Origin of the sequence: Streptomyces sp. NPDC048196, assembly GCF_040652715.1 — a bacterium.
Lineage (GTDB): Bacteria > Actinomycetota > Actinomycetes > Streptomycetales > Streptomycetaceae > Streptomyces > Streptomyces siderophoricus.
Map to the genome: position 1 here is coordinate 211,747 of NZ_JBEZMM010000003.1, position 23,167 is coordinate 234,913.

Here is a 23,167-nt window from a genome sequence, read left to right on the forward strand (position 1 = left end):
CGGTCTCGTGCGGCGGTGGGTCATACCGTGGTACGGGGCCGAAGGCCGACCCGTGGTATGACGCCCGGGCCCCGACCGTCCGCTTACATTGACTCCGCGATGAACGGACGATCCCCCACCCCAGCCCCCGAGGCGGCCCGCAGCGCCGAGCGCGAGCCGGCCCGGTCGAGAGCGCTGCGCGCCGCACGGCAGGCGCTGCGCATCCTCGCCGTCGAGCTCGGCACCCCGACCGAACCCGGCATCCCGCTGTTCGCCGGTGTCCAGAACCGCTGGCTGCGCCGGGTGCCGTATCTCGTCGCCTTCACCTTCGCGGTGTCGTTGCTGCCGACGACCATCAACGTCCTCGGCAACGACTACGGCATGAACGGCGGCCTGGCCGGCGCGCTCGCCACCGCCCAGACCGTGCCCCTGATGCTGGCCGTGACCCGGCCGCTGCAGGCCTGGTGGGTGATCTTCGCCGCGGATGTCGTATGCGCCCTGGGGCTCACCGTGGTCGACGGCGTGGCGAACCGCGCCTGGCCCTGGACGCCCCCGGCGATCGTCGGCTATCTCGCGCTGATGCTGGCACTGTCCCTGCGCGAGCGCCGGCGCACCCTGATAGCCGTCTGGCTGACGACCGGCTTCGCCGGAATACTCTCCGAGACGATGACCCCGGAGCGCAGCCAGAGCACCTGGGTGCTGACGTTCGTGCTCGCCGGCGTGATGCTGTTGATGGGCGCCAGCCTGCGCGAACGGGGCGACGCACAGCGGAAGTTGATCGAGCAGGAGACCATCAGCGAGGCCGAACGCGCCCGCCGTACGCTCCTGGAGGAACGCACCCGGATCGCCCGCGAGCTGCACGATGTGGTCGCCCACCACATGTCGGTGATCACGGTCCAGGCGGACAGCGCCCCGTACCGCATCAGCGGGATACCCAAGGAGGCGGAGGAGGAGTTCGGGTCGATCGCCGCGACCGCGCGCGAGTCCCTGGCGGAGATGCGCCGGCTGCTCGGCGTGCTGCGCAGTGAGGAGACGGAACGGCAGGGCGGCGGCCCGGAGAAGACCCCGCAGCCCGGGGTGGCGATGCTGCCGAAGCTGGTCGAGGGGACCGTACGGGCCGGTGTGCCGGTGGAGTTGGTGCTGCCGGAGGAGCCGGTGGTGCTCGAACCGGCGGTGGACCTGTCGGCGTACCGCATCGTGCAGGAGGCGCTGGCCAATGTGGTGCGGCACGCCCCCGGCGCACAGACCCGGGTGTCGGTCATCCCGACCGCGGACCGCACCCGGCTGACGGTGCTGATCGTCAACTCCGCCCCGCCCGTGGCGTCCGCGCCCTCCACGCCGCTGGAAACCACCGGGACCGGCCACGGCCTGGTCGGGATGCGGGAGCGGGTGCGGCTGGTGGACGGTTCGCTCGACACCGGTCCGCTGCCCGACGGCGGCTTCCGGGTCGCCGCCCAGCTGCCGCTTACGCCCGCGCCCGGCTCCCCGGCAGCCGGCTCTCCAGCACCCGGCTCCCCCGCGTCCGGCTCCGCCGCTTCCCCCTCGATATCTCCCCTCTCAGCGAAGGATTCCGGCTCTTCATGACCACGCGCGTGATCATCGTCGACGACCAGGCCATGGTGCGCGCGGGGTTCGCCGCGCTGCTCGCCGCGCAGAGCGACATCGATGTGGTGGGCGACGCTCCCGACGGTGTGCAAGGGGTGGAGCTGAGCCGTCGGACGCATCCCGATGTGGTGCTGATGGACGTCCGGATGCCGGAGATGGACGGGCTGGAGGCGGCCCGGCAACTGCTCACGCCGCCGCCCGGCGTCACCCACCGCCCCAAGGTGCTCATGCTGACCACCTTCGACGTCGACGACTACGTGTACGAGGCCCTGCGCGCAGGGGCCTCGGGGTTCCTGCTCAAGGACGCCCCGCCGGCCGATCTGATCTCCGCGGTGCGCGTGGTGGCGGCAGGGGAGGCACTGCTCGCGCCGTCGGTGACCCGTCGGCTGATCGCCGATTTCGCCCGCCAGCGGCCGGCACCCCGTAAAAAGGACCGTGCCTCGCTGCGGCTGAACGGCCTGACCCCGCGGGAGACCGAGGTGCTGGAGCTGATCGCCCGCGGTCTGTCGAACCAGGAGATCGCCGAGGCACTGATCCTCGCCGAGCAGACCGTGAAGACCCACATCGGGCGGGTGCTGGCCAAGCTGGAGCTGCGGGACCGCGCGCAGGCCGTGATCTTCGCGTACGAGTCGGGGCTGGTGGCGCCGGGGAGTGGCAACTAGAGCAGTAGAGGGAGCTGTAGGTGAGGTTGTGGTTGCAGCTGTGGTGGGAGCTGTAGGTGAAACTGCGGTGGGAGCGTACTGGAGCTGCGGTTGAAGCCGAGGTGGGAGCTGTGGTGGAGCTGTAGATGAGGCTGTGGCGGGAGCTGCAGTTGAAGCTCTCCTTGGAGCTGCAGTTGAAGCTTTCCTTGGAGCTGGAGCTAGAAGCTGGAGTTGGAGCTGGAGCTCCGGTGGGAACGGTGGGGCGATTGCCCTCGGTAGACGCGGCCCCGGTTGCCGGTCTTGCCGGTCCTCTTCGGACCGGTGGTTGGGGCCGTGGCCCGTCGTCCGCCCCCTGACGCGACTCGCGCACGCCGCCCACCGCGCACCCCCTACACCCCCTGAACCCCCTGAACCCCCTTGCATCCACCCACGACCTACGTTCCCTCTACGACTCCCTACGTTCCCCCTACGCCCTCCTCGCGCGCGCTCCTTCCTGAGGGCGAGTGCGGAGCCGGACCCCCTACCCCGGTATCACCCCGGAGTTGGCTCCGCGGTGTGACGCCGTGTCATACAGCGTCTCCCTACCTTTCCTCCGCACACCAACGGGAGAGGGAGACACACCATGTCCGTGCTGCGCACCGTCGCACGACGCAGCAAGCGCACGTTGATCGCCGCCGCGCTCGCGGTGACCGTGGCCGCCGGAACCGGCGGCTGGGCGGCAGGTACCGCGCAGACCGCCGTCACCGGCCCGCCGCCCGGCGCCGCCGCCTGGCGCGCGGACCACTCCCTCGGCGTGCGGTTGCCGGACCCGGCGACCGCCCAACCCACCGCCGTCGCCCGCTTCTTCGCCTCGCTGACCGACGCCCAGCAGCAGGCTCTCGCCGTCCGGCACCCGCTCACCGCGGGCAACCTCGACGGCACCCCGATCGCCCTGCGGTACACGGCCAACTCCCTTGCCCTGAAGGCGGAACGGGCCCGTCAGCTGGCCCGTGCGGCGGATCCGGCCGGCACCCTCCAGGACCACCAGCAGGCCAGGAAGGCGGCCGACCGGTGTGCCGCACTGCTCAAGCCCGGCCGCCGGATCCTCGCCTTCGACCCGCGAGGACGTGGTCAAGTGGCGGAGGTGTATGGCGACTTGGCCACCGCGGAGCACACCGCCGTGATCGTGCCGGGCTCGGACATCGACCTGGCGTCGTTCGACCGCGCCAAGGACCCGTACGGCACGCCGACCGGGATGGCCAGGTCGCTGCGTACCGAGATGACTGCCGACGCGCCCGGGACCCGTACCGCCGTCATCGCCTGGGTCGGGTACACCACCCCGGTCGGCATCGGCCCGGACGCCGCCACCGGCCGGCTCGCCGAGGCCGGTGCGCCCCGGCTGGCGCGCTTCCTGTCCGGGCTGGCGGCGACCGGCGTGCCGGCACCGGCCGTGCTGTGCCACAGCTACGGCTCGGTGGTCTGCGGACTGGCGGTGCCGGGGCTGGGTGGTCAGGGTCGCATCGCCGATCTGATCGTCTTCGGCTCCCCCGGTATGCGCCGGGACGGCGTGGCGGAACTGCACACCTCCGCCCGGGTCTGGGCGGCCCGGGACGCGTCCGACTGGATCGGCGACGTCCCGAACGTGGAGCTGCTGGGTCTCGGTCACGGCGAGGACCCCACCGACCCCGCCTTCGGCGCCCGGCACGTCTCAGCGAAGCGGGCCGAGGGCCACACCGGCTACTTCGCCCCCGGTACGGACTCGCTCCAGAACTTCGCGGCCATCGCGCTGGGCCGGTACAGCCGGGTCAGCTGACGCGCACAAACCGGGGCGCGGGATGTCACCGCATGACGCGGCACGACACCGCACAGCACCGCACGGCACCGCATGGCTTGGCGGGTCGCCGCCGGGCGCGGCACGACACCGAGGTTCCCCGCCCCGTACCGCCGCACCCGGTGCACGACTGCACGCCCCTGCACGCCTCACCCTCACGGCACCGCCGCACCGCCGCACCGCCCTGCACCTCCGCACCGCCCTGCACCACCCTTCACCTCCCTGCACCACCCACCTACAGGACGCAGAGGCCAAGGACCCCCATGAAAACCACCTCCACAGTTCGCTCAGCCGTCCGCGCGATCGAGGCGCGTACCCCCGCGGAGCGGGACCGGGCGATCGACGGGCTGCGGGCGCTCGCGCTGCTCGCGGTGCCCACCGGCCACTGGCTGCTCGGCGGGTTCACCCTGGACGCCGACGGTGCGCTGCACAACGCCAGCCCGCTGACCGCCTTCGGCTTACTCGCGCCCGCCAGTTGGGTGCTGCAGATGCTCGGCATCTTCTTCCTGGTCGGCGGCTATGCCTCGGTGCTGTCCTACCGGCGTGCCGTCAGGCGCGGCGAATCGGTGGGCAGTTGGCTGCGCGGACGGCTCATCAGACTTGGCCGGCCGGTGCTCGGCGTCACGGCCGTATGGGCGGCGCTGCTGCCGCTGCTCTACAGCGTGGGCGTACCGGAGGCGACCCTGCGGACGGGCGCGACGCTGGTGATCCAGCCGCTGTGGTTCGTCGGCGTGTACGCGGCGATCACCGCGCTGACGCCGTACTGCGTCCGCGCGGCGGGCCGGATGGGCGCCTGGGCCGCCGCACCGCTGCTGGTGGCCGTGGCGGCGGTGGACTTCCTGCGCTACGGGCCGTTCGCCGACGCCATGCCGTCCTGGCTGAGTCTGCTGAATCTGCTCCCCGGCTGGATGTTCGCCTATCAGCTGGGCGTCTCCTGGGGTGAGCGGCGGCTCGGCCGGCGGGCCGCCTGGACGCTCCTGTTCGGCGGGGCGGCGCTGTTCGCGGCGCTGCTGCTGTTCTTCCACTACCCGGCGAGCATGGTGGGCGTCCCCGGCCAGGACCGTACGAACTCGCATCCGCCGTCGCTGCTGGTCCTGGCGCTGGCGGCGGCCCAGTCCGGTGCCGCGATCCTGCTGCGGGACCGGATCGCCCACCTCCTGCGCCGGCCCGCCCTGTGGGCGCCGGTCGTGGTCATCAACCTGTCGGCGATGACGATCCTGTGCTGGCACCAGACGGCGATGCTGTCCGCGGCGGTGCCCGCGTCCTTCCTCGGAGCGGTGCCCGGTCTGACCGTCGCGCCCGTCACGCCGGAGTGGATCCTCGTCCGGCTCGCCTGGCTGCCGGTCTTCGCCGTCGCCCTGCTGCTGATCGCCCGCAGCACCCGCCGTTTCGAAGCCCCTTGGACGGATGTCACCCGTGCCCGCCGCGCCCTCGCCGCGGTCCTGGCCACCGCGTTCGCGGCGTTCGCGCTGGGGCTGGCCTAGGGCCGGGGCGGGCAGCCCGGGCGCAGCGGCCCAGAGCGCGGCAGCCCGCTCGCGGCAGCTCGGGTGCACGGCCCGGGCGCGGCAACCCCGAGCGCGGCAGCCCGGGGCGTGCCCGTAAGACCACCCCACCCGGGCCCCCGGGCAGCCCGGACCGCCGGGTCCGCCCGGGCTGCCCCGAACCGACGCCCCAACAGGCACCATGAGCGCCCCCCGTGCACGGCCCTCCATGAGCAACCCGCCCCGCGCCCGGTCCACCCCATAAGGGACCCACCCACAAACGGCCCGCCCCGCGAGGCACCGGCCCCACGAGGCCCCCCGTCCCGCGACCTACTCCCGCCCCGCCGACGTGTGCGTCATGTCCGCGTAGCGCTCGCCCGCCACCTTGTCGGCGATCGGCTCCAGGAGGGCCAGTTCCTCGTGGGTGAGCCGGATGCGGGTGGCGGCGGTGTTCTCCTCGACGCGGTGGCGCTTGCGGGTGCCGGGGATCGGGACGACGGCCAGGCCGTGGACGGCGGCCTGCTGCTGTACCCAGGCGAGGGCGATCTGGCCGAGCGTGGCGTCGTGGGCGTCGGCGACCGTCCGGACCGGTTCCAGCAGTGCGGCGTTGGCGGCCGCGTTGTCACCGGTGAAGCGCGGCTGCGTACGACGGAAGTCGTCCGTGCTGAGCTCCTGGTCGGCGTGCACGAACGCGCCGGTCAGGAAGCCGCGGCCGAGCGGCGAGTAGGGCACCAGGCCGACGCCGAGCTCGGCCGCGGCGGGCACCACGCCCGCCTCGATGTCCCGGCTGAAGAGGGACCACTCGGACTGGACGGCCGCGATCGGGTGGATGGCGTGCGCCGCGCGCAGTTCGCTGCCGGTCACCTCGCTCAGCCCCAGGTGCTTGACCTTGCCCTCGGTGACCAGTTCGGCCATCGCCCCGATCGACTCCTCCAGAGGGACGTCAGGATTGCGGCGGTGCATGTAGTAGAGGTCGATCTCGTCGACGCCCAGCCGCTTGAGGCTGCCTTCGACGGCCTGGCGGATGTAGGCGCGGTCGTTGCGGATGATGCGCCGGTACGGGTCCTCCGGGGCGTCCGGGTCGGGAGAGATGGCGAACTTGGTGGCCAGGACGACCTCGTCGCGGTGCGCCTGGATGAAGGGGGCGATGAACTTCTCGTTCTCCCCGCGGCCGTACATGTCGGCGGTGTCGTAGAGCGTCACGCCCAGCTCCAGCGCGCGCTCCAGGGTGGCCCGCGCCTCGTCGGCGTCCGTGGGCCCGTAGGCGAAACTCATGCCCATACAGCCGAGGCCCTGCAGCCCGACGCGGGGGCCGCCGGGGCCCAGCTCGACCGTCTCGATCTTCTCGCTACCCATGAAACCTCAGAACCTCTCGGATGCCCGCCGGGCATCGGCATAGATGTCGATCTTGTAGTCGAGTACGTCCAGCGTGCTCTGCAGGTCCGTTATGCGCTGCCGTACGTCCTCGCGGTGCGCGGTCAGCAGCTGCTCACGCTCGGCGAAGGTGCTCTCGCCCTGCCGGACGAGTTCGGCGTAGCGGACCATGTCGGCGACCGGCATGCCGGTCAGCCGCAGCTTGGTGACCAGGCTCAGCCAGTCCAGATCGCGGTTGCTGAAGCGGCGCTGCCCGGTGTGCGTACGGCTCACGTGCGGCATCAGGCCTATCCGCTCGTACCAGCGGAGGGTGTGGGCGCTGAGCCCGGTGTGCTCCGAGACCTCGCTGATCGTGTACCGGTCCTGGCCGGTGGGCTTGGGGTGCGGGGGCGGCGGGGTGCCGCAGTTGCGGACCTTCTCCGGCCGTTCGGCGGTCGCTGCCAGTCCGCTCGTGACCGGTTCGCTCTGCGTGACCGTCATGCCCCGTCTCCCCTGTTTCGCCGGATTGCTCTCGACTTCGCCGCGGACCTCGCGGCTTCGCGCCGGATGCCTTGCGACGTCTTCAACGCTAGAGAGTTCGAGCGCACTCCAAGCAAGCGCGGATCGGGCGCAGACTTGACCTGAATTTGGGGAGGTTAGGCTCGGAGCATGCAGAGCCTGCGGATGATCGAGAACTGGCCGGTGCCCACCGCTGCGGCCGCCGTCGTACGAGCCGACGGGTCGGTGGCCGGATCGTACGGCCCTCTGGAGCAGAGGTTTCCGCTGGCGTCGGTGACGAAGCCGCTCGCCGCGTACGCCGCCCTGCTGGCCGTCGAGGAGGGCGCCGTCGAGCTGGACGAGCCGGCCGGTCCGGAGGGTTCCACGGTCCGTCATCTGCTCGCGCACACCTCGGGTCTCGCCTTCGACGAGCAGCGCGTGATGGCCGCCCCCGGCACCCGTCGGATCTACTCCAACACCGGCTTCGAGGTGCTGGGCGACCACCTCGCCAAGGCGACCGACATCCCCTTCCCGCAGTATCTGCACGAGGCGGTGCTGGCGCCGCTCGGCATGACCGCGACGGAACTGCCCGGCTCGCCCGCCAAGGACGGCGTCTCCACGGTCGCCGATCTGGCCCGGTTCGCGGCCGAACTGCAGACGCCGCGGCTGCTCGCACCGCAGACGCTCGCGGAGGCGACGCAGGTGACCTTCCCCGGGCTGACGGGCGTGCTGCCGGGCTACGGCCACCAGAAGCCGAACGACTGGGGCCTGGGCTTCGAGATCCGCGACGGCAAGTCGCCGCACTGGACGGGCGCCGGGTCCTCGCCCCGCACCTACGGGCACTTCGGGCAGTCCGGGACGTTCCTGTGGGTGGACCCGGAGGCCGGGGCCGCCTGTGTGGCGCTGACCGACCGGGCCTTCGGACCGTGGGCGATCGAGGTCTGGCCGAAGCTGACCGACGCGGTGCTGGACGAGCTGGCGCGAGCGGTCTGACGCGGCCGGCCCGACGCGGGCGGCGGGCGGACGTCCCGTTAGGACCACGAAGCGGAATCACGCCCGCCAAAGCCCGCTGCGGCCCGCCCGACCCCGCCGCGGCCGCCCCCTCACCCGTGGACCGGCTCCGCCCCCATCTCCCACATCAGGCACTCCGCGGCCGCCAGCGCCGTCAGCTCCAGCCCGGTCCGGTCCGTGATCCGCGCCGCGTCGCCCGCCTCCAGGCGCTGCCCGTCGATCCCGACCGCTCCCCGCACGACGTGCACGTACACCCGCTCCGCGTCCGGGACGGCGGTGCGCTCACCGTCCGTGAGACGGCGCACATGCAGCAGGGCGCCGGCCCGCGGGACCGCGTACGGCGTGCCGTCGGCGATGCCGCGGACGATCTCGTACGCCGGCTCCCCGCCGAATTCGCGCGGGGCCAGCCACATCTGGACGAAGCGCAGCGGGGCCCCGCCCGCGTTGCGCTCCACGTGCCGCACGCCGCCGGCGGAGCTGAGCCGCTGGAGATCGCCCGGGCGTACGGTGGTCTCGTGTCCGGCCGAGTCGCGGTGGGTCAGCTCACCCTCGACCACCCAGGTCACGATCTCGGTGTCACGGTGCGGATGCTCGTCGAAGCCGGCACCGGCCGCCAGCCGCTCCTCATTGCAGGCGATAAGTGCACCGAAGCGCAGATTGTCCGGGTCGAAGTGGGGCCCGAAGGAGAATGCGTGCAGTGACTCGATCCCGGCGTCCGGATCGCCGCCCCGATAGCGTTCCTCGCCCCTGCGCACCTGAATCATGGGCCCACGGTAGCCCCGCCCCCTCACCTCCCCGCCCCGATAGTGCAGGCTTGTCCCGTGTCTGAACCCGCATCGCGCGACGCGCACCCGCACTCCGCGACCCTCCGGCGCCTGGAGAATTCCTCCGGCACGCTGGCGGCCGCGGCCATCGCCCGCATGGACGCCACGCTGCCGTGGTACCGCGCGATGCCCCCGGAGAACCGCTCCTGGATCGGCCTGGTCGCCCAGGCCGGTATCGCCGCTTTCACCGAGTGGTTCCGGCATCCGGAGACCCCGCAGGCGATCAGCACCGACGTCTTCGGCACCGCGCCGCGCGAGCTGACCCGGGCGATCACGCTGCGCCAGACCGTGGAGATGGTCCGGACGACCATCGAGGTCATGGAGGCGGCGATCGACGAGGTCGCGGCCCCCGGCGACGAGTCCGTGCTGCGCGAGGCGCTCCTGGTCTACGCCCGGGAGATCGCCTTCGCCACCGCCCAGGTCTACGCCCAGGCCGCCGAGGCCCGTGGCGCCTGGGACGCCCGCCTGGAGTCGCTGGTGGTCAACGCGGTGCTCTCGGGGGAGGCCGACGAGGGCGCGGTCTCCCGGGCGGCGGCGCTGGGCTGGAACTCCCCCGAGCACGTGTGCGTGGTGCTGGGCACCGCCCCGGACGGCGACAGCGAGCTGACCGTGGAGGCGATCCGGCGGGCCGCCCGGCACGCCAAGCTGCAGGTGCTGACCGGGGTGCTGGGCTCGCGGCTGGTGGTGATCGCGGGCGGTTCGGACAATCCGCTCAAGGCGGCGAAGGCGCTGATCGGCCCGTATGCCGCCGGCCCCGTGGTGGCCGGCCCGGTGGTCTCCGACCTCCTGGCGGCGACCCGTTCCGCGCAGGCCGCGGCGGCCGGTCTGCGGGCGTGCGCGGCCTGGCCGGACGCACCGCGCCCGGTACTCGCGGACGATCTGCTTCCGGAACGCGCGATGGCCTCGGACCCGGTCGCGCGGGAGCAGTTGGTGGAGGAGATCTACAGACCGCTGGAGGAAGCCGGGTCGGCGCTCCTGGAGACGTTGAGCGTCTATCTTGAGCAGGCGAGCAGTCTGGAGGGCGCGGCCCGGATGCTGTTCGTCCACCCCAACACCGTGCGCTATCGGCTGCGACGTGTGACGGACGTCACCGGGTGGTCACCCTCCGATGTGCGCTCGGCCTTCACCCTCCGTATCGCACTGATTCTGGGGCGTCTGGCTGACGGTGAGGCGCAACTCTAGACTTTTGTCGGAGACCAACAATTCCCCCGATGGTTCTTCGTCCTTGTCCCCACGGGCGGGCGGAACCACCCACAAGAGAGAGTGTGAGGGTGCTCGTACTCGTCGCTCCCGGCCAAGGCGCCCAGACGCCCGGCTTCCTGACCCCCTGGCTCGACCTCCCCGGTGTCGAAGACCGGCTCCGTGAGTGGTCGGCCGCCATCGACCTCGACCTGGTCCACTACGGCACGAAGGCGGACGAAGAGGAAATCCGCGACACCGCGGTGGCGCAGCCGCTGCTGGTGGCGTCCGCCCTGATCTCCACCCGTCAGCTGTTCGCGACGGCCGACGACTTCTCCTCCAAGGTCGGCGCCGCGGCCGGCCACAGCGTGGGTGAGCTCGCCGCCGCCGCGCTGACCGGCACGCTCTCCGACGAGGCCGCGATGGGGCTGGTACGCCGCCGCGGCCTGGCGATGGCCGAGGCCGCCGCCGTCACCGAAACCGGCATGGCCGCCCTCCTGGGTGGCGACGAGGCCGTCGTGCTCCCCCATCTGGAGCGGCTGGGCCTGACCCCGGCGAACGTCAACGGCGCCGGCCAGATCGTCGCGGCCGGCACCGCCGAGCAGATCGCCGCGCTGGTCGAGAACAAGCCGGAGGGCACTCGCCGGGTCGTACCGCTGAAGGTGGCCGGCGCGTTCCATACTCACCACATGGCACCCGCCGTCTCCGCGCTGGAATCCGCGACCGCTTCGCTGTCGGTCGCCGATCCGCACACCCGCTACGTCTCCAACAAGGACGGGCAGCTGGTCTCCTCCGGTCAGGAACTCGTGCAGCGGCTGGTCGGCCAGGTGGCCAACCCCGTGCGCTGGGACCTGTGCATGGAGACCTTCAAGGCGCTCGGCGTCACCGCGCTCATCGAGGCCGCCCCCGGCGGCACGCTCACCGGCCTGGCCAAGCGCGCCCTGCCCGGCGTGCGGACCCTCGCCCTCAAGTCGCCCGACGACCTCGACGCGGCCCGCACGCTGATCGCCGAGGCGTCCGCCGCCACCGCAGCTGGCTCGGCACCGGTCGAATAGGAGTCCGAAGCGCATGACCTCGAAGATCAAGCCCTCCAAGGGCGCTCCGTACGCCCGGATCATGGGCGTCGGCGGCTACCGGCCGACCCGTGTCGTGCCCAACGAGGAGATCCTCAAGCACATCGACTCGTCCGACGAGTGGATCCGCTCGCGGTCCGGCATCGCGACCCGCCACTGGGCGGGCCCCGACGAGACCGTGGCGCAGATGTCGGTCGAGGCGTCCGGCAAGGCCATCGCCGACGCCGGCATCACGCCCGAGCAGATCGGCGCCGTGATCGTCTCCACCGTCTCGCACTTCAAGCAGACCCCGGCGGTCGCGACCGAGATCGCGCACCGCATCGGCGCCGGCAAGCCGGCCGCCTTCGACATCTCGGCGGGCTGCGCGGGCTTCGGCTACGGACTGACCCTCGCCAAGGGCCTGGTGACGGAGGGTTCGGCGGAGTACGTCCTGGTCATCGGCGTCGAGCGGCTGTCGGACCTGACCGACCTGGAGGACCGTGCGACGGCCTTCCTGTTCGGCGACGGCGCCGGCGCGGTGGTCGTCGGCCCGGCCAACGAGCCGGAGATCGGCCCGACGGTCTGGGGCTCGGAGGGCGACAAGTCCGAGACGATCAAGCAGACCCTCGGCTGGGACGTCTTCCGTTCCACGCCGGTCCCCGGGGGCGACGGGCCCGAGGCGCGCCCCGCCCTGGAGGAGATCCGGTACCCCGCCATCACCCAGGAGGGCCAAGCGGTCTTCCGGTGGGCGGTGTTCGAGATGGCGAAGGTCGCCCAGCAGGCGCTGGACGCGGCCGGAGTCAGCCCGGACGACCTGGACGTCTTCATCCCGCACCAGGCCAACATGCGGATCATCGACTCGATGGTGAAGACTCTGAAGCTGCCGGAGAGCGTGACGGTCGCCCGCGACGTGGAGACCACCGGCAACACCTCGGCCGCCTCCATTCCGCTCGCCATGGAGCGGCTGTTGGCGACCGGACAGGCCAAGAGCGGCGACACCGCGCTGGTCATCGGCTTCGGGGCGGGTCTCGTGTACGCCGCGACGGTCGTTACCCTCCCCTAGGCAAGATCTGCGCAGCACCGTCCGTCTCCGGACGTGCCGGTCGCCGCACGGATCTTCACCGCAAGTAACGCAGTTTCCCCTTAAAATGACCGAAGGAGCGCCATCATGGCCGCCACTCAGGAAGAGATCGTTGCCGGTCTCGCCGAGATCGTGAACGAGATCGCCGGGATCCCCACCGAGGACGTCCAGGTGGACAAGTCCTTCACCGACGACCTGGACGTTGACTCGCTGTCCATGGTCGAGGTCGTCGTCGCCGCCGAAGAGCGCTTCGACGTGAAGATCCCGGACGACGACGTCAAGAACCTCAAGACCGTCGGCGACGCGACCGACTACATCCTCAAGCACCAGAGCTGATCCAGCTCCCGCGCATGTCGCCACCCCGCGGTGGCGCCGTCGATTCAGACCCCTCTACCCGTGGAGTAAGAATTCCCGTGAACGCGACCAATCGCACCGTGGTCGTCACCGGTATCGGCGCAACCACACCGCTGGGTGGCGACAGCGCTTCGACCTGGCAGGCCCTGCTCGCCGGACGCTCCGGTGTCAGCACGCTCGACCAGGACTGGGCCACCGACCTGCCCGTCCGCATCGCCGGGCAGATCGCCGTTGAGCCGTCCGAGATCATCCCGCGGCCGCAGGCCCGCAAGCTGGACCGCTCGGCGCAGTTCGCGCTCGTCGCGGCCCAGGAAGCCTGGAAGGACGCGGGCTTCACCGCCAAGGCGGGCGAGGACACGTCGGTCAACCCCGACCGTCTGGGCGCGGTCATCGCCTCCGGCATCGGTGGTGTGACGACCCTGCTCGACCAGTACGACGTGCTCAAGGAGAAGGGCGTACGCCGCGTCTCCCCGCACACCGTGCCGATGCTGATGCCGAACTCGCCGTCCGCCAACGTCGGCATCGAGTTCAACGCCCGCGCCGGTGTGCACACGCCGGTCTCGGCGTGCGCGTCGGGCGCCGAGGCCATCGGCTACGCCATCGAGATGATCCGCTCGGGCCGCGCCGACGTCGTCGTCGCCGGTGGCACGGAAGCCGCCATCCACCCGCTGCCGATCGTCGCGTTCGGCAACATGATGGCGATGTCCAAGAACAACGACGACCCGCAGGGCGCCTCCCGCCCGTGGGACGTCGACCGCAACGGCTTCGTGCTCGGCGAGGGCGCCGGCGTGATCATCCTGGAGTCCGAGGAGCACGCCAAGGCCCGCGGCGCCACGATCTACGCCGAGGCCGTCGGCCAGGGCATCTCCGCCGACGCACACCACATCACGCAGCCCGAGCCGTCCGGCAACGGCATCGCGGCGGCGCTGACGAACCTGATCGACAACACCGGACTCAACCCGGCGGAAATCGTGCACGTGAACGCGCACGCGACGTCGACCCCGGCCGGTGACGTCGGTGAGCTCAGGGCGCTGCGCAAGGCGTTCGGTGACGACGTCGATCACATGGCCATCACCAGCACGAAGTCGATGACCGGCCACCTCCTGGGCGGCGCGGGCGGCATCGAGACGGTGGCCACGATCCTCGCGCTCAAGAACCGCATCGCCCCGCCGACGATCAACATCGACGAGCTCGACCCGGAGGCCGACGCGGACATCGTCCGCGGCGAGCCCCGCAAGCTGCCGGCCGAGGGCACGATCGCGGCTCTGAACGACTCGTTCGGCTTCGGCGGCCACAACGTGGTGCTCGCCTTCCGCACGGTCTGAGGCGCACTCAGCACAGACGGAGGGCCCGCCCGGTGACGTTCACCGGGCGGGCCCTCCGTCTTTCCCGGTCCGGTGCTCTCAGTCGTCGAAGCTGGCGAAGTACGCCGCCGCGCCGTCCTCGTCGCCGTGGCCCTGCGCCTCGGCCCGGCGGAAGCGCTCGGCGGCCGCCTCGGTCAGATCCACCCGCACGCCGGCCCGGTGGGCGGCCTCGGTGATCAGGCGGGTGTCCTTGCGGGCGGCGGAGACGGTGAAGCTCGCGGGGTACTCACCGGACAGGATCAGGTCGGACTTCATCCGCAGATACGGCACGTCCAGCGCCCCGCCGGCGACCGCCGCGAGCACCTCGCGCGGGTCCACGCCGAGCCCCTTGGCCAGCGCCATGGTCTCCCCCGTGCCGGTGATGAGGGTCATCACCCAGTTGTTGACGACCAGTTTGAGCCGGCTGGCGGCCCCGCTCGCACCGTCCTCGCCCACCCACTGGGTGCGGCTGCCGACGATCCCGAAGACCCGCTCGGCGCGCTCCCGCACGTCCGGCGAACCGGCCGCCAGAATCGTCAACTCCCCCTTCTCCGCAGGTGCCTTGGTGCCCAATACGGGCGCGTCGACGAACCGCAGTCCATGGTCGTCGGCGAGACGGGCGAGCGGGTCCAGCGCCTCGTCGCCCACGGTGCTCATCTGGAGCCAGAGGGCGCCGGCGGGCAGCGCCGGGGCGGCCTGCCGCACCGCGTCCAGGACGGCGTCACCGTCGAGCAGCATGGTGAGCACCACATCGGCGCCGCCCACCGCCTCCGCGGGCGTGTCGGCGATCCGCACCCCGTCGGCCGCCAGCGGCTCGGCCCTGGCCCGGGTACGGTTCCATGCGCGGACGTCCAGCCCGGCCCGGGCGAGGTTGCGGGCCATCGCTGTGCCCATGATTCCGGTGCCCAGGACGGCTACTGACAGGGTGTCGGGTTCAGGAGAGTTGTTGTCGGCCATGAGGGCACGCTAAGTCTTCGAGCACACTCCAGGACAACCGGGGCGGTGTGTCGTCGCCCTTCGGACACCTCGGCGGGGACGCCGGACGCCCTGGTGGAGGCAATGCCCTATTGGACGCAGCGCCCTATTGGAGGCAGCGCACGGGCGTCTGGCTCCTCTGACTCCTCGTACGACGTGGTGGAGCCGGTGCGCCGGACGCCTCGCTCCTCATACGACCTGGTGGAGGCAGCGCACGGGCGCCTAGCCCTCATACGACCTGGTGGAGCCAGCGCACCGGGGCGCCCTCACCCGCGTACCGGAAGGGCTCCAGTTCGTCGTCCCAGGGCTTGCCGAGGAGCTTGGCGACCTCGGCGGCCAGCTCGGTCTCGCCGCGCGCGGAGCGGGCGACGGCGGCGCGCAGCCGGTCCTCGGGGATCAGGATGTCTCCGTGGATGCCCGTGACGGCGTGGAAGATGCCCAGGTCGGGGGTGGAGCTGTAGCGCTCGCCCTCAGCGGTGGCGCAGGGTTCCGCGGTCACCTCGAAGCGCAGCAGGTGCCAGCCGCGCAGCGCGGAGGCGAGCTTGGAGGCCGTACCGGCCTCGCCCTGCCAGGAGAATTCGGCTCTCCACGTGCCCGGCGACGCCGGCTGCCGGATCCAGTCGAGGTTGACGCGCACTCCGAGGACGCCCGCCACGGCCCATTCGACGTGCGGGCACAGCGCGCGCGGAGCGGAGTGGACGTACAGAACTCCACGTGTCGTCACCGGGACCTCCAGTGCGGTTCGAGGTTCGCCTTCCCCAGCGGCCTCGTGCCCGTTCCGGTTGCGGCCGGGACAGTTGTCATTCTGCCCCAGTGATCACTTCGGCACCAGCATGCGAGGTGACCTACAGTAAACACCATTAGGCGGAATTTGCCGCAAAAGGGACAGGAAATGACGTGATGTAATTTGTCTGTGCCGACCGCACGTGCCACTTTGGGTCACCGCCCGGCAGGCACGGGGCAAAGCTACCGCGCGGTGCCGGACGAGGGGGTGACGTACCGTCGGTACCCGAAGAGATATCACTCGCACGCCGGAGGGGACAGGGGATGACCCAGATCGATCGGCCCTTTCGCCTCCGTCGCCACGATCGTCGCGCACGCCGGACACGTACCGTCACCGCCGTCTCTGCCGTCTCCGCAGTCTCCGCTGTCTCCACCCTGCTGCTCGCCCTCGCTTCCTGTAGTGCCGGCGACAGCGCACGTCCCCACCCCGGCCCGTCGGCCGGACGTCAGGCGAAACAGGCGCCCGCCTGGCGCACCCACCCCGGCTCGATCGCGGCGCTCGGCGACTCGATCACCGTCGGCTTCAACGCCTGCACCATCCTTTCCGAATGCCCCGCGGTCTCCTGGTCCACCGGCACCGACCCCAAGGTCGACAGCCTCGCCAGACGCCTGGTGAAACGTCCCGCCACCCATAGCTGGAACTTCGCCCGGGCGGGTGCCCTGATGAACGACCTGCCGGGCCAGGTAGCCGCCGCGGCCGTACGGAAGCCCGAACTGGTCACCGTCCTGATCGGCGCCAACGACGCCTGCCGCCCCAACGTCGGGGCGATGACCCCCACCGCCTCCTTCCGCGCCGACTTCACGCGCTCCCTGAAGGCGCTGCGGCGCTCCCTGCCGCACACACAGGTCTATGTCGCGTCGGTGCCCGACTTGTTGCGGCTGTGGTCCGAGGGGCGCAAGAACCCGCTCGGCAAGGAAGTCTGGAAGCTCGGCATCTGCGGCTCGATGCTGCGGGACCCGGACGACCTGACCAAGCCGGCCCAGGACCGGCGGGAGAAGGTGCGCGAGCGGGTCATGGCCTACAACTCGGCGCTGGCCGAGGTCTGCGGCAAGGACCCACTGTGCCGCTTCGACCCCGCGGTCTTCGACTACCGCTTCACCGGGCGCCAGTTGAGCACCTGGGACTGGTTCCACCCGGGCGCCGGCGGCCAGAAGGAACTGGCGGAGCTGGCGTTCCGGACGATCACGCGCAGGCAGGGGTAGCGGGGGCTGGTCAGCGGGTTGGCTGGTCCAGCGGGTTCGTCCGGCGGGTCGGTCCAGCGAGTTGATCCAGCGGGTTGATCAGCGTGCCCGTTCGGCAGGCTCGTCCGGCGGCATCGTCCGGCAGGTCCGGCCGGACGATCCGTCCCTTTGGCGGGCGGCGGTCGGCGTGTGGGGCGGTGGAGTTCGGCGTGTTGGGCGGACGGTGTGCGGCGCTGGGCCGACGGTGTGTGGCGCGGGGCGGATGGCGCGCGGGCGGTGGGCAGCGTGGGCAGCCTGTGGGGCGGATCGCGCGCGGGCGGTGGGCAGCGTGTGGGGCGGACGGCGCGCGGGCGGTGTGCGGCGTGGGCAGCGTGTGTCCGTAGGGCGCGCGGCGGTCGCCTCCCACCAGGCATCGGCTCCCGACCAGGCATAGGCTCATGCCCATGAAGACGCAGGTCAGCAGGGAACCCTTCGGCATGCTGGACGACGGAACCGGCGTCGACCGCTGGACCCTGGAGGCGGGCACCGGACCGGACGCACTACGGGTGCGGGTCCTGACGTACGGCGGCATCGTCCAGACCGTCGAGGCCCCCGACCGGGACGGCAGGTCCAGCCAGTTGGCGCTCGGCTTCCGCGACCTGGCCTCCTACGTGGCCCACGGCGGCTCCCACTTCGGCGCGCTGGTCGGCCGCTACGCCAACAGGATCGCCGGGGCCGCCTTCCCCCTCGACGGCAGGACGTACCCACTGACGGCGAACGACGGGCGCAACAGCTTGCACGGCGGGCCGCGGAACTTCTCCCGAGTGGTGTGGGACGCCCGGCAGATCGAGAACGGAGTGGAGCTCCACCGGGTCAGCCCCGACGGCGAGGAGGGCTTCCCCGGCAACCTGGACGTGCGGGTGTCCTACACCCTCTCCCCCGGCCCGCGCGGCGGCGCCCTGCACCTCTCCTACGACGCGCACACCGACGCCCCCACCGTCGTGAACCTCACCAACCACACCTATCTCCACCTGGGTGGTGACGGCAGCGGCAGCGCCACCGGGCACGAGCTGCGGCTCGCCGCGAGCCGCTACACGCCCGTCGACGACACCGGCATTCCGCTGCCCGGCGCGCCGGCCGAGGTCGCCGGCACCCGCTTCGACTTCCGGACCGCCCGCGCGGTGGGCGGCCCGTACGACCACAACTTCGTGCTGGACGGCGACGTGAGCACCACCCCGCGCCCGGTCGCGGAGCTGTACGACCCGGCCTCCGGCCGCGCCCTGGAGCTGGCGACGACAGAACCCGGTCTGCAGCTCTACACCGCCGACCACCTCGACGGCTCCCTGACCGGCTTCTCCGGCCTGCCCTACGGCCCGGCGGCCGGCCTCGCCCTCGAGACCCAACACTTCCCGGACTCTCCCCACCGCCCGGACTATCCCAGCACCGTCCTGCGCCCCGGTGAGGTCTACCACTCGGAGACCGTCTACCGCTTCTCGGTACGCCCAGGGGAGGCGGGCGCGGCGTGAGCCGGGGGCTGTTGCGTGACACCCCAGGGGGCAGCCCTTAGGGGTCCTGGGGCGTCGCAGGGGTGGATCCCCTAGGGGCTTCTCATACCGTGCGGTGATGCCAAAGGTCATACCCTGCGGTGACGATTCCCGATTCGCGATACCCGAAGATGATCAGTGTCCGGCCCACCCGGTCCGGAACCGCTTCGGTCCCCTTCCCTTCGTCTCGGGAGACGTATCACCATGGCCCGCCTCCGCGCTCCTCATCTCATCCTGTCCTGTGCGGCATTGACCGCGCTGGCGGCCGGCTGCTCGCTCTCCGATTTCGGCCCGACCAAGGAGGCGAAGCGCACGTACACCGTGGACGGAAAGATCACCGCTCTCTCGGCGACGACCCATGGCGGGGACATCGAGGTGGTCCCGGTCGCGGCCGGCGGCTCGGTGAAGGTCACGGAGAAGTACCGCTACAACGACCACAAGCCGACCCCGGCACACAGCGTCAAAAACGGCCGGCTGACCCTGAAGGCCGAGGACTGCGGCATGGGCCGCAAGTGCGAGGTGGACTTCCGGGTGCTGCTGCCGCGCGATGCCTCCGTCAGCCTGCACACCAGCGGTGGTGACGTCACCGTCCGCGGCACCTCGGGCGCCATCGACGCGGAGACCAGCGGCGGTGACGTCACCATCGCGGACTCCACGGCCCGCAGAGCCCAGGCCAGAACCAGCGGCGGAGACGTCGACCTGACGCTGACCACAATGCCCGACGACATCTCGGCCCGCACCAGCGGAGGCAACGTCACCGTCCGCCTCCCCAAGGGAAGCTACGCGGTCAAGGCCACAACCTCCGGCGGCACCAGCAAGGTCTCCGTACCGACGGACCCGCACTCCCCGCACAAGGTGACGGCCCACACGAGCGGAGGCGATGTGTCGGTGCAGAACTCTTAAGGACCGGTTGCGGTCGCGGTCTTCTCATCGCCCACTGGTCGTCGCCATCTGTCGCCTTCTGTCTTCTTCTGTCGGCACAAGGCCCGGGGGAGAGAGGCGGGGGCCCAGGCTCGGGGGCTTGAGTCAGGCGGCAGTGACCGGCTCTGGCTGGCAGGTGGCGGCGACCGGGGTTGTCAGGCGGCGATGACCGGCCCTGGCTGTCAGGCGGCGGTGACCTCCGCTGTGAGGCGGCGGTCGGTGAGGCTGTGGGCCGCCTCGACGGTGTAGACGCCCTTGATTCGGCGCCAGCCGCCTGCCTCCTCGTCCCAGATCTCGAAGGCACGGTCCGGGAGCGGGATTTCAGCCTCGGTGCTCTCGCCGGGACCAGCCTCGACGACGGCGAAGCCGACCAGCCAGCGGGCCGGTCGTTCGGGTGCCTCCCGGGTGGCGTCGACGGTCGAGGTCGGAGCAGGGCCGGTGCCGGACGTGGCGGTGTACGGGGCGGGCTCGGTGCCGTTCCGGGTGGGCGGGGTGGGTGGAGTGGCGTGGGCGGGCGCCGGCGGGGTGGGCTCAGGCCCGTTCGGCGTCGCGGGCGTGGGCGTGGGGGTGGGGGTGGGGGTGGGGGCCAGGTAGATCTGGATGACTTCGCGGCCGGGGCGGGGGCCTGTGTTGCGGAGGCGTACGCGTACCGAGTCGGGGGTGGTGTCCAGGGACTCGTACTCCCAGTCGGTATAGCCGAGGCCGTGGCCGAAGGGGTAGGCGGGGGTGGGGAGGGACTCGGACCGTTGCCAGGCGCGATAGCCGATGAACAGGCCTTCGGAGTAGGTGAGTTGCCCGTTGGTGGGGGTGACCGTGGTGACCGGCGCATCGTCGAGGCGGGCCGGCCAGGTGGTGGGGAGCCGGCCGCCGGGCTCATGGGTCCCGAGCAGGACGTCGGCGAGTGCGGCGCCTGCCTCTTGTCCCGGGAACCAGCTCAGTAGGACGGCGGCTACCTGCTCGCGCCAGGGAAGTTCCACCGGGGAGCCGGAGTTGACCACGACAACGGTGCGCGGGTTGACCGCGGCGACGCGGGTGACCAGCTCGTCCTGGCGGCCGGGAAGCCGGAGATCGCGACGGTCGAAGCCCTCCGACTCGACCTCTTCGGTCGTCGCGACGACCACGACCGCGACATCGGCGGCGGCCGCGACGCGGACCGCTTCCTCGATCTCGGCGTCCGCGTCGAGTTGGGGCGCGCTGTGGCCGAGGGTGAAGTTCAGCGCGTCCAGCCCCTCGCCCAGCCCGAGGCTGCGCGGTACGAACCGCAGGGTGACGTCGACCCGCTCCCCCGCTGCCAGTTCCGCCGTCACCTGCTGCTCGGCGGGTTTCATGAACGCCTCGAAGGGGTCGCTGCCCTCGGGTGCGACGGTGTCGTCGAAGAGGACCGTGCCGCCCACGGTCAGCCGGAGGGCGCCGGTGCCCGCGACGGCGAAGGTGTGGGTGCCGCCGAGGTGCGGGGTGTAGCTGCCGGTCAGTTCGACGGCGCTGAGGTTGTGCCGGGTGACGCCGTCCGGGAAGCGGCCCATCACCTGCACCTTCCCGTCGAACTGCGGAGTTTCGGCCAGGAGGTTGCCGTTCGCGTCGAGGTAGCGGGCGTGCAGGGTGAACCCGGCACGGGCGTGCGGGATCCGGGTGCGGGGGTCGGCGCCGACGGCGAAGGTGACCTCGACGTCGTCGGGCAGGGCCGCGCGTAGGCCGTCCAGCGGGGCGATGATCCGGTCGGGGAAGACGGTCGCGGATCCGCCGCCGAGGACGCGGGCGTCGCGCGCGGTGGCTCCGATCACGGCGAGGGAGCGGATCGCCGTTGCGTCGAGGGGCAGTACCCGGTGGGCGGCGCCCACTGGTCGGGCGGTCACCGCCTCACCGCCCATCACTGCCTCACCGACCATCACTACCTCACCGATCACCGCTTCGTGGGCTGCCGGTTCGTGGCCTTTCGATTCGTGGGCTGCCGGTTCGTGGCCTTCCGATGCGTTGGCTGGCGTTTCATGGCCGTCCGATGCGTGGGCTGCCGGATCATGGCCTTCCGCTTCGTGGGCTGGCGTCTCATGGCCGTCCGATACGTGGGGTCCCGGTTTCTCGGCTACCGACGCATGGGGCGCCGAAGGCTGGGTTGCCGACGCATGGGCCGGCGAAGCCTGGTTTGCCGACACATGGGTTGCCGACGCCTGGGTTGCTGGTTTGTCCGCTACCGGCGCGTCGGCCAGCGGTTCACCGCCGACCGGCTCGTTGCGGAGGAGGACGAAGGCGCGTCGGGCGATTTCGCGGGCCATCGCGGGGCCGTCGACGTACGGGGGAACGTCGGCCGGGGCGACGGCGGCTGGTACGCCCGCGAGGCATCCCGTACGAGCGGCGAGCAGGAGTACGCGGCGGACCGCGTCGTCCACCTCGTTTTCGGCCACCTCGCCGGCTCGGACAGCTTCGGCCAGCGGTGCGCCGTAGACGGTGTGCGGGCCGGGCATCGCCACGTCCAGGCCACCGCGCAGCGCCCGAACGGTGTCACGGGCGGCTGTCCAGTCGGACACGTTGCAGCCGTCGAAGCCCCATTCGCCGCGCAGGACGTCCTGGACGAGGTAGCGGTGTTCGGTCATCGTCGAGCCGTTGACCTGGTTGTACGCGGTCATGATGCCCCAGGGGCGGGCGTGGGTGACGATGTGCTCGAACGGCGCGAGGTACAGCTCGCGGAGCGGGCGGGGAGCGATGCGGTTGTCGACGGTGAGCCGGTCGGTCTCGGCGTCGTTGCCGACGAAGTGCTTCACCGTGGTGGCGACGCCGCCTTCCTGCACCCCCCGTACGTATCCGGCACCGATCGCGCCGGTGAGAAGCGGGTCTTCCGAGTAGCACTCGAAGTGGCGGCCGCCCAATGGGGATCGGTGCAGATTGACGGTCGGCGCCAGGAGGACGTCTACGCCCTTGCGACGCGCCTCCTGGGCGAGCAGGTGCCCGGCGCGGCGGGCAAGTTCGGGGTCCCAGGTGGCGGCCAGGGCGGTGGGACTGGGCAGGGCGACCGAGGGGTCTTCGGCGCTCCAGTGCTGGCCGCGGACGCCGATGGGACCGTCCGACATCACCAGCGACCGCAGGCCGATCTCGGGGACGGCCGGCAGGGTCCACATGTCCTGACCGGACAGCAGCCGGACCTTGGTGTCGAGGTCGAGCGCGGTGAGCGCCCGCTCGACGGCCGCGGCGTGTTCGCCTGCGAGTGCATCCTCGTGTTGGTCGGGGTGCATCTCGCCGTATGACTTCGCATGTTCGGCGGGGTGCATCTCGCCGTATGCCTTCGTGTCGTCGCAGGCGTGCATCCCGCCGGATGCCTCCGTGAGGGCGTCGGCGTGCATCTCGGGGTGTGCGTCCGCACGAGTGGAGGCTTGGGCGGGGGCGGTGTCGCGGGACGGGCGGTCTGACTGGGCGTCGGTCATACAGCTCTCCGGTCTCGCTGTTGGCTGGTCCTGTTGGGCCTGTGGGGGGCTGGCGGGGGCCGTTGTACCTGTTGGGCCTTCTGGGGCCTGCGGGGCTGTTGGGGCTTGCGGGGCTATTGGACTGTTGAGCTGTGGGACCTGTCGGATCTATGGGACCTA

Annotated in this window: 19 protein-coding genes; 13 read left to right on the forward strand and 6 right to left on the reverse strand. The window is 71.5% G+C overall.

The features are described 5' to 3' along the window. Positions 1 to 99 precede the first annotated feature (99 nt). The 4 genes from AB0E02_RS06380 (at position 100) to AB0E02_RS06395 (ending at position 5,519) form a co-directional block, all read left to right on the forward strand. Positions 100 to 1,563, forward strand: a complete 1,464-nt coding sequence (locus tag AB0E02_RS06380; protein ID WP_362136613.1) for a sensor histidine kinase — start codon at positions 100 to 102, stop codon at positions 1,561 to 1,563. Next, complete coding sequence (locus AB0E02_RS06385) at positions 1,560 to 2,246, forward strand: response regulator transcription factor (protein WP_362136615.1); 687 nt, start codon at positions 1,560 to 1,562, stop codon at positions 2,244 to 2,246. Before AB0E02_RS06380 ends, AB0E02_RS06385 begins: the two co-directional genes overlap by 4 nt. Positions 2,247 to 2,847: 601 nt before the next feature. Further along, a complete protein-coding gene (locus tag AB0E02_RS06390) occupies positions 2,848 to 4,017 on the forward strand; it encodes an alpha/beta hydrolase (protein ID WP_362136617.1) in 1,170 nt (389 codons plus the stop codon). 281 nt (positions 4,018 to 4,298) lie between these two features. Next, the gene (locus AB0E02_RS06395; RefSeq protein WP_362136619.1) at positions 4,299 to 5,519 is read left to right on the forward strand and encodes an acyltransferase; all 1,221 of its coding nucleotides are present in this window, start codon (positions 4,299 to 4,301) and stop codon (positions 5,517 to 5,519) included. A gap of 327 nt (positions 5,520 to 5,846) precedes the next feature. Here the strand turns inward: AB0E02_RS06395 and AB0E02_RS06400 are convergent, their stop codons facing one another. Both AB0E02_RS06400 and AB0E02_RS06405 read right to left on the reverse strand, forming a co-directional pair. Next, positions 5,847 to 6,872 carry an aldo/keto reductase gene (locus AB0E02_RS06400; protein WP_362136621.1) on the reverse strand — a complete coding sequence of 342 codons (1,026 nt, stop codon included), beginning with the start codon at positions 6,870 to 6,872 and terminating at the stop codon, positions 5,847 to 5,849. Positions 6,873 to 6,878: 6 nt separating this feature from the next. Next, complete coding sequence (locus tag AB0E02_RS06405; RefSeq protein ID WP_362136623.1) at positions 6,879 to 7,370, reverse strand: MerR family transcriptional regulator; 492 nt, start codon at positions 7,368 to 7,370, stop codon at positions 6,879 to 6,881. Between the two features lie 168 nt (positions 7,371 to 7,538). Between AB0E02_RS06405 and AB0E02_RS06410 the strand changes: the two genes are divergently transcribed. Further along, positions 7,539 to 8,360, forward strand: coding sequence for a serine hydrolase domain-containing protein (locus AB0E02_RS06410; protein ID WP_362136625.1), 822 nt, complete (start codon positions 7,539 to 7,541; stop codon positions 8,358 to 8,360). Between the two features lie 110 nt (positions 8,361 to 8,470). On the opposite strand, the gene AB0E02_RS06415 is transcribed toward AB0E02_RS06410, so the two are convergent. Beyond that, positions 8,471 to 9,142, reverse strand: a complete 672-nt coding sequence (locus tag AB0E02_RS06415; protein ID WP_362136627.1) for a pirin family protein — start codon at positions 9,140 to 9,142, stop codon at positions 8,471 to 8,473. 57 nt (positions 9,143 to 9,199) lie between these two features. On the opposite strand from AB0E02_RS06415, the gene AB0E02_RS06420 reads away from it, so the two are divergent. The 5 genes from AB0E02_RS06420 to fabF all read left to right on the forward strand — a co-directional run bounded on the left by AB0E02_RS06420 (position 9,200) and on the right by fabF (position 14,193). Further along, complete coding sequence (locus AB0E02_RS06420) at positions 9,200 to 10,384, forward strand: helix-turn-helix domain-containing protein (protein WP_362136629.1); 1,185 nt, start codon at positions 9,200 to 9,202, stop codon at positions 10,382 to 10,384. A gap of 89 nt (positions 10,385 to 10,473) precedes the next feature. After that, complete coding sequence (locus AB0E02_RS06425; RefSeq protein ID WP_030414587.1) at positions 10,474 to 11,436, forward strand: ACP S-malonyltransferase; 963 nt, start codon at positions 10,474 to 10,476, stop codon at positions 11,434 to 11,436. 13 nt (positions 11,437 to 11,449) lie between these two features. Further along, positions 11,450 to 12,496, forward strand: a complete 1,047-nt coding sequence (locus tag AB0E02_RS06430; protein ID WP_362136632.1) for a ketoacyl-ACP synthase III — start codon at positions 11,450 to 11,452, stop codon at positions 12,494 to 12,496. 105 nt (positions 12,497 to 12,601) lie between these two features. Further along, complete coding sequence (locus AB0E02_RS06435; protein WP_006605825.1) at positions 12,602 to 12,850, forward strand: acyl carrier protein; 249 nt, start codon at positions 12,602 to 12,604, stop codon at positions 12,848 to 12,850. A gap of 77 nt (positions 12,851 to 12,927) precedes the next feature. Then, positions 12,928 to 14,193: a beta-ketoacyl-ACP synthase II gene (gene fabF, locus AB0E02_RS06440; protein ID WP_362136635.1), complete on the forward strand. Its 1,266-nt coding sequence runs from the start codon at positions 12,928 to 12,930 to the stop codon at positions 14,191 to 14,193. Positions 14,194 to 14,271: 78 nt separating this feature from the next. Here the strand turns inward: fabF and AB0E02_RS06445 are convergent, their stop codons facing one another. Next, positions 14,272 to 15,168, reverse strand: coding sequence for an NAD(P)-dependent oxidoreductase (locus AB0E02_RS06445; protein WP_362136637.1), 897 nt, complete (start codon positions 15,166 to 15,168; stop codon positions 14,272 to 14,274). A 247-nt stretch (positions 15,169 to 15,415) separates the two neighbouring features. Beyond that, positions 15,416 to 15,910, reverse strand: coding sequence for a DUF3145 domain-containing protein (locus tag AB0E02_RS06450; RefSeq protein WP_030414591.1), 495 nt, complete (start codon positions 15,908 to 15,910; stop codon positions 15,416 to 15,418). A gap of 323 nt (positions 15,911 to 16,233) precedes the next feature. On the opposite strand from AB0E02_RS06450, the gene AB0E02_RS06455 reads away from it, so the two are divergent. The 3 genes from AB0E02_RS06455 to AB0E02_RS06465 all read left to right on the forward strand — a co-directional run bounded on the left by AB0E02_RS06455 (position 16,234) and on the right by AB0E02_RS06465 (position 19,577). Next, the gene (locus tag AB0E02_RS06455; RefSeq protein WP_362136640.1) at positions 16,234 to 17,172 is read left to right on the forward strand and encodes an SGNH/GDSL hydrolase family protein; all 939 of its coding nucleotides are present in this window, start codon (positions 16,234 to 16,236) and stop codon (positions 17,170 to 17,172) included. Positions 17,173 to 17,594: 422 nt separating this feature from the next. Then, complete coding sequence (locus AB0E02_RS06460) at positions 17,595 to 18,656, forward strand: aldose epimerase family protein (protein ID WP_362136643.1); 1,062 nt, start codon at positions 17,595 to 17,597, stop codon at positions 18,654 to 18,656. A 222-nt stretch (positions 18,657 to 18,878) separates the two neighbouring features. Further along, positions 18,879 to 19,577, forward strand: coding sequence for a DUF4097 family beta strand repeat-containing protein (locus AB0E02_RS06465; protein ID WP_362136645.1), 699 nt, complete (start codon positions 18,879 to 18,881; stop codon positions 19,575 to 19,577). Between the two features lie 200 nt (positions 19,578 to 19,777). Here the strand turns inward: AB0E02_RS06465 and AB0E02_RS06470 are convergent, their stop codons facing one another. Beyond that, positions 19,778 to 22,819, reverse strand: a complete 3,042-nt coding sequence (locus tag AB0E02_RS06470) for a glycoside hydrolase family 3 C-terminal domain-containing protein (RefSeq protein WP_362136800.1) — start codon at positions 22,817 to 22,819, stop codon at positions 19,778 to 19,780. Positions 22,820 to 23,167 lie beyond the last annotated feature (348 nt).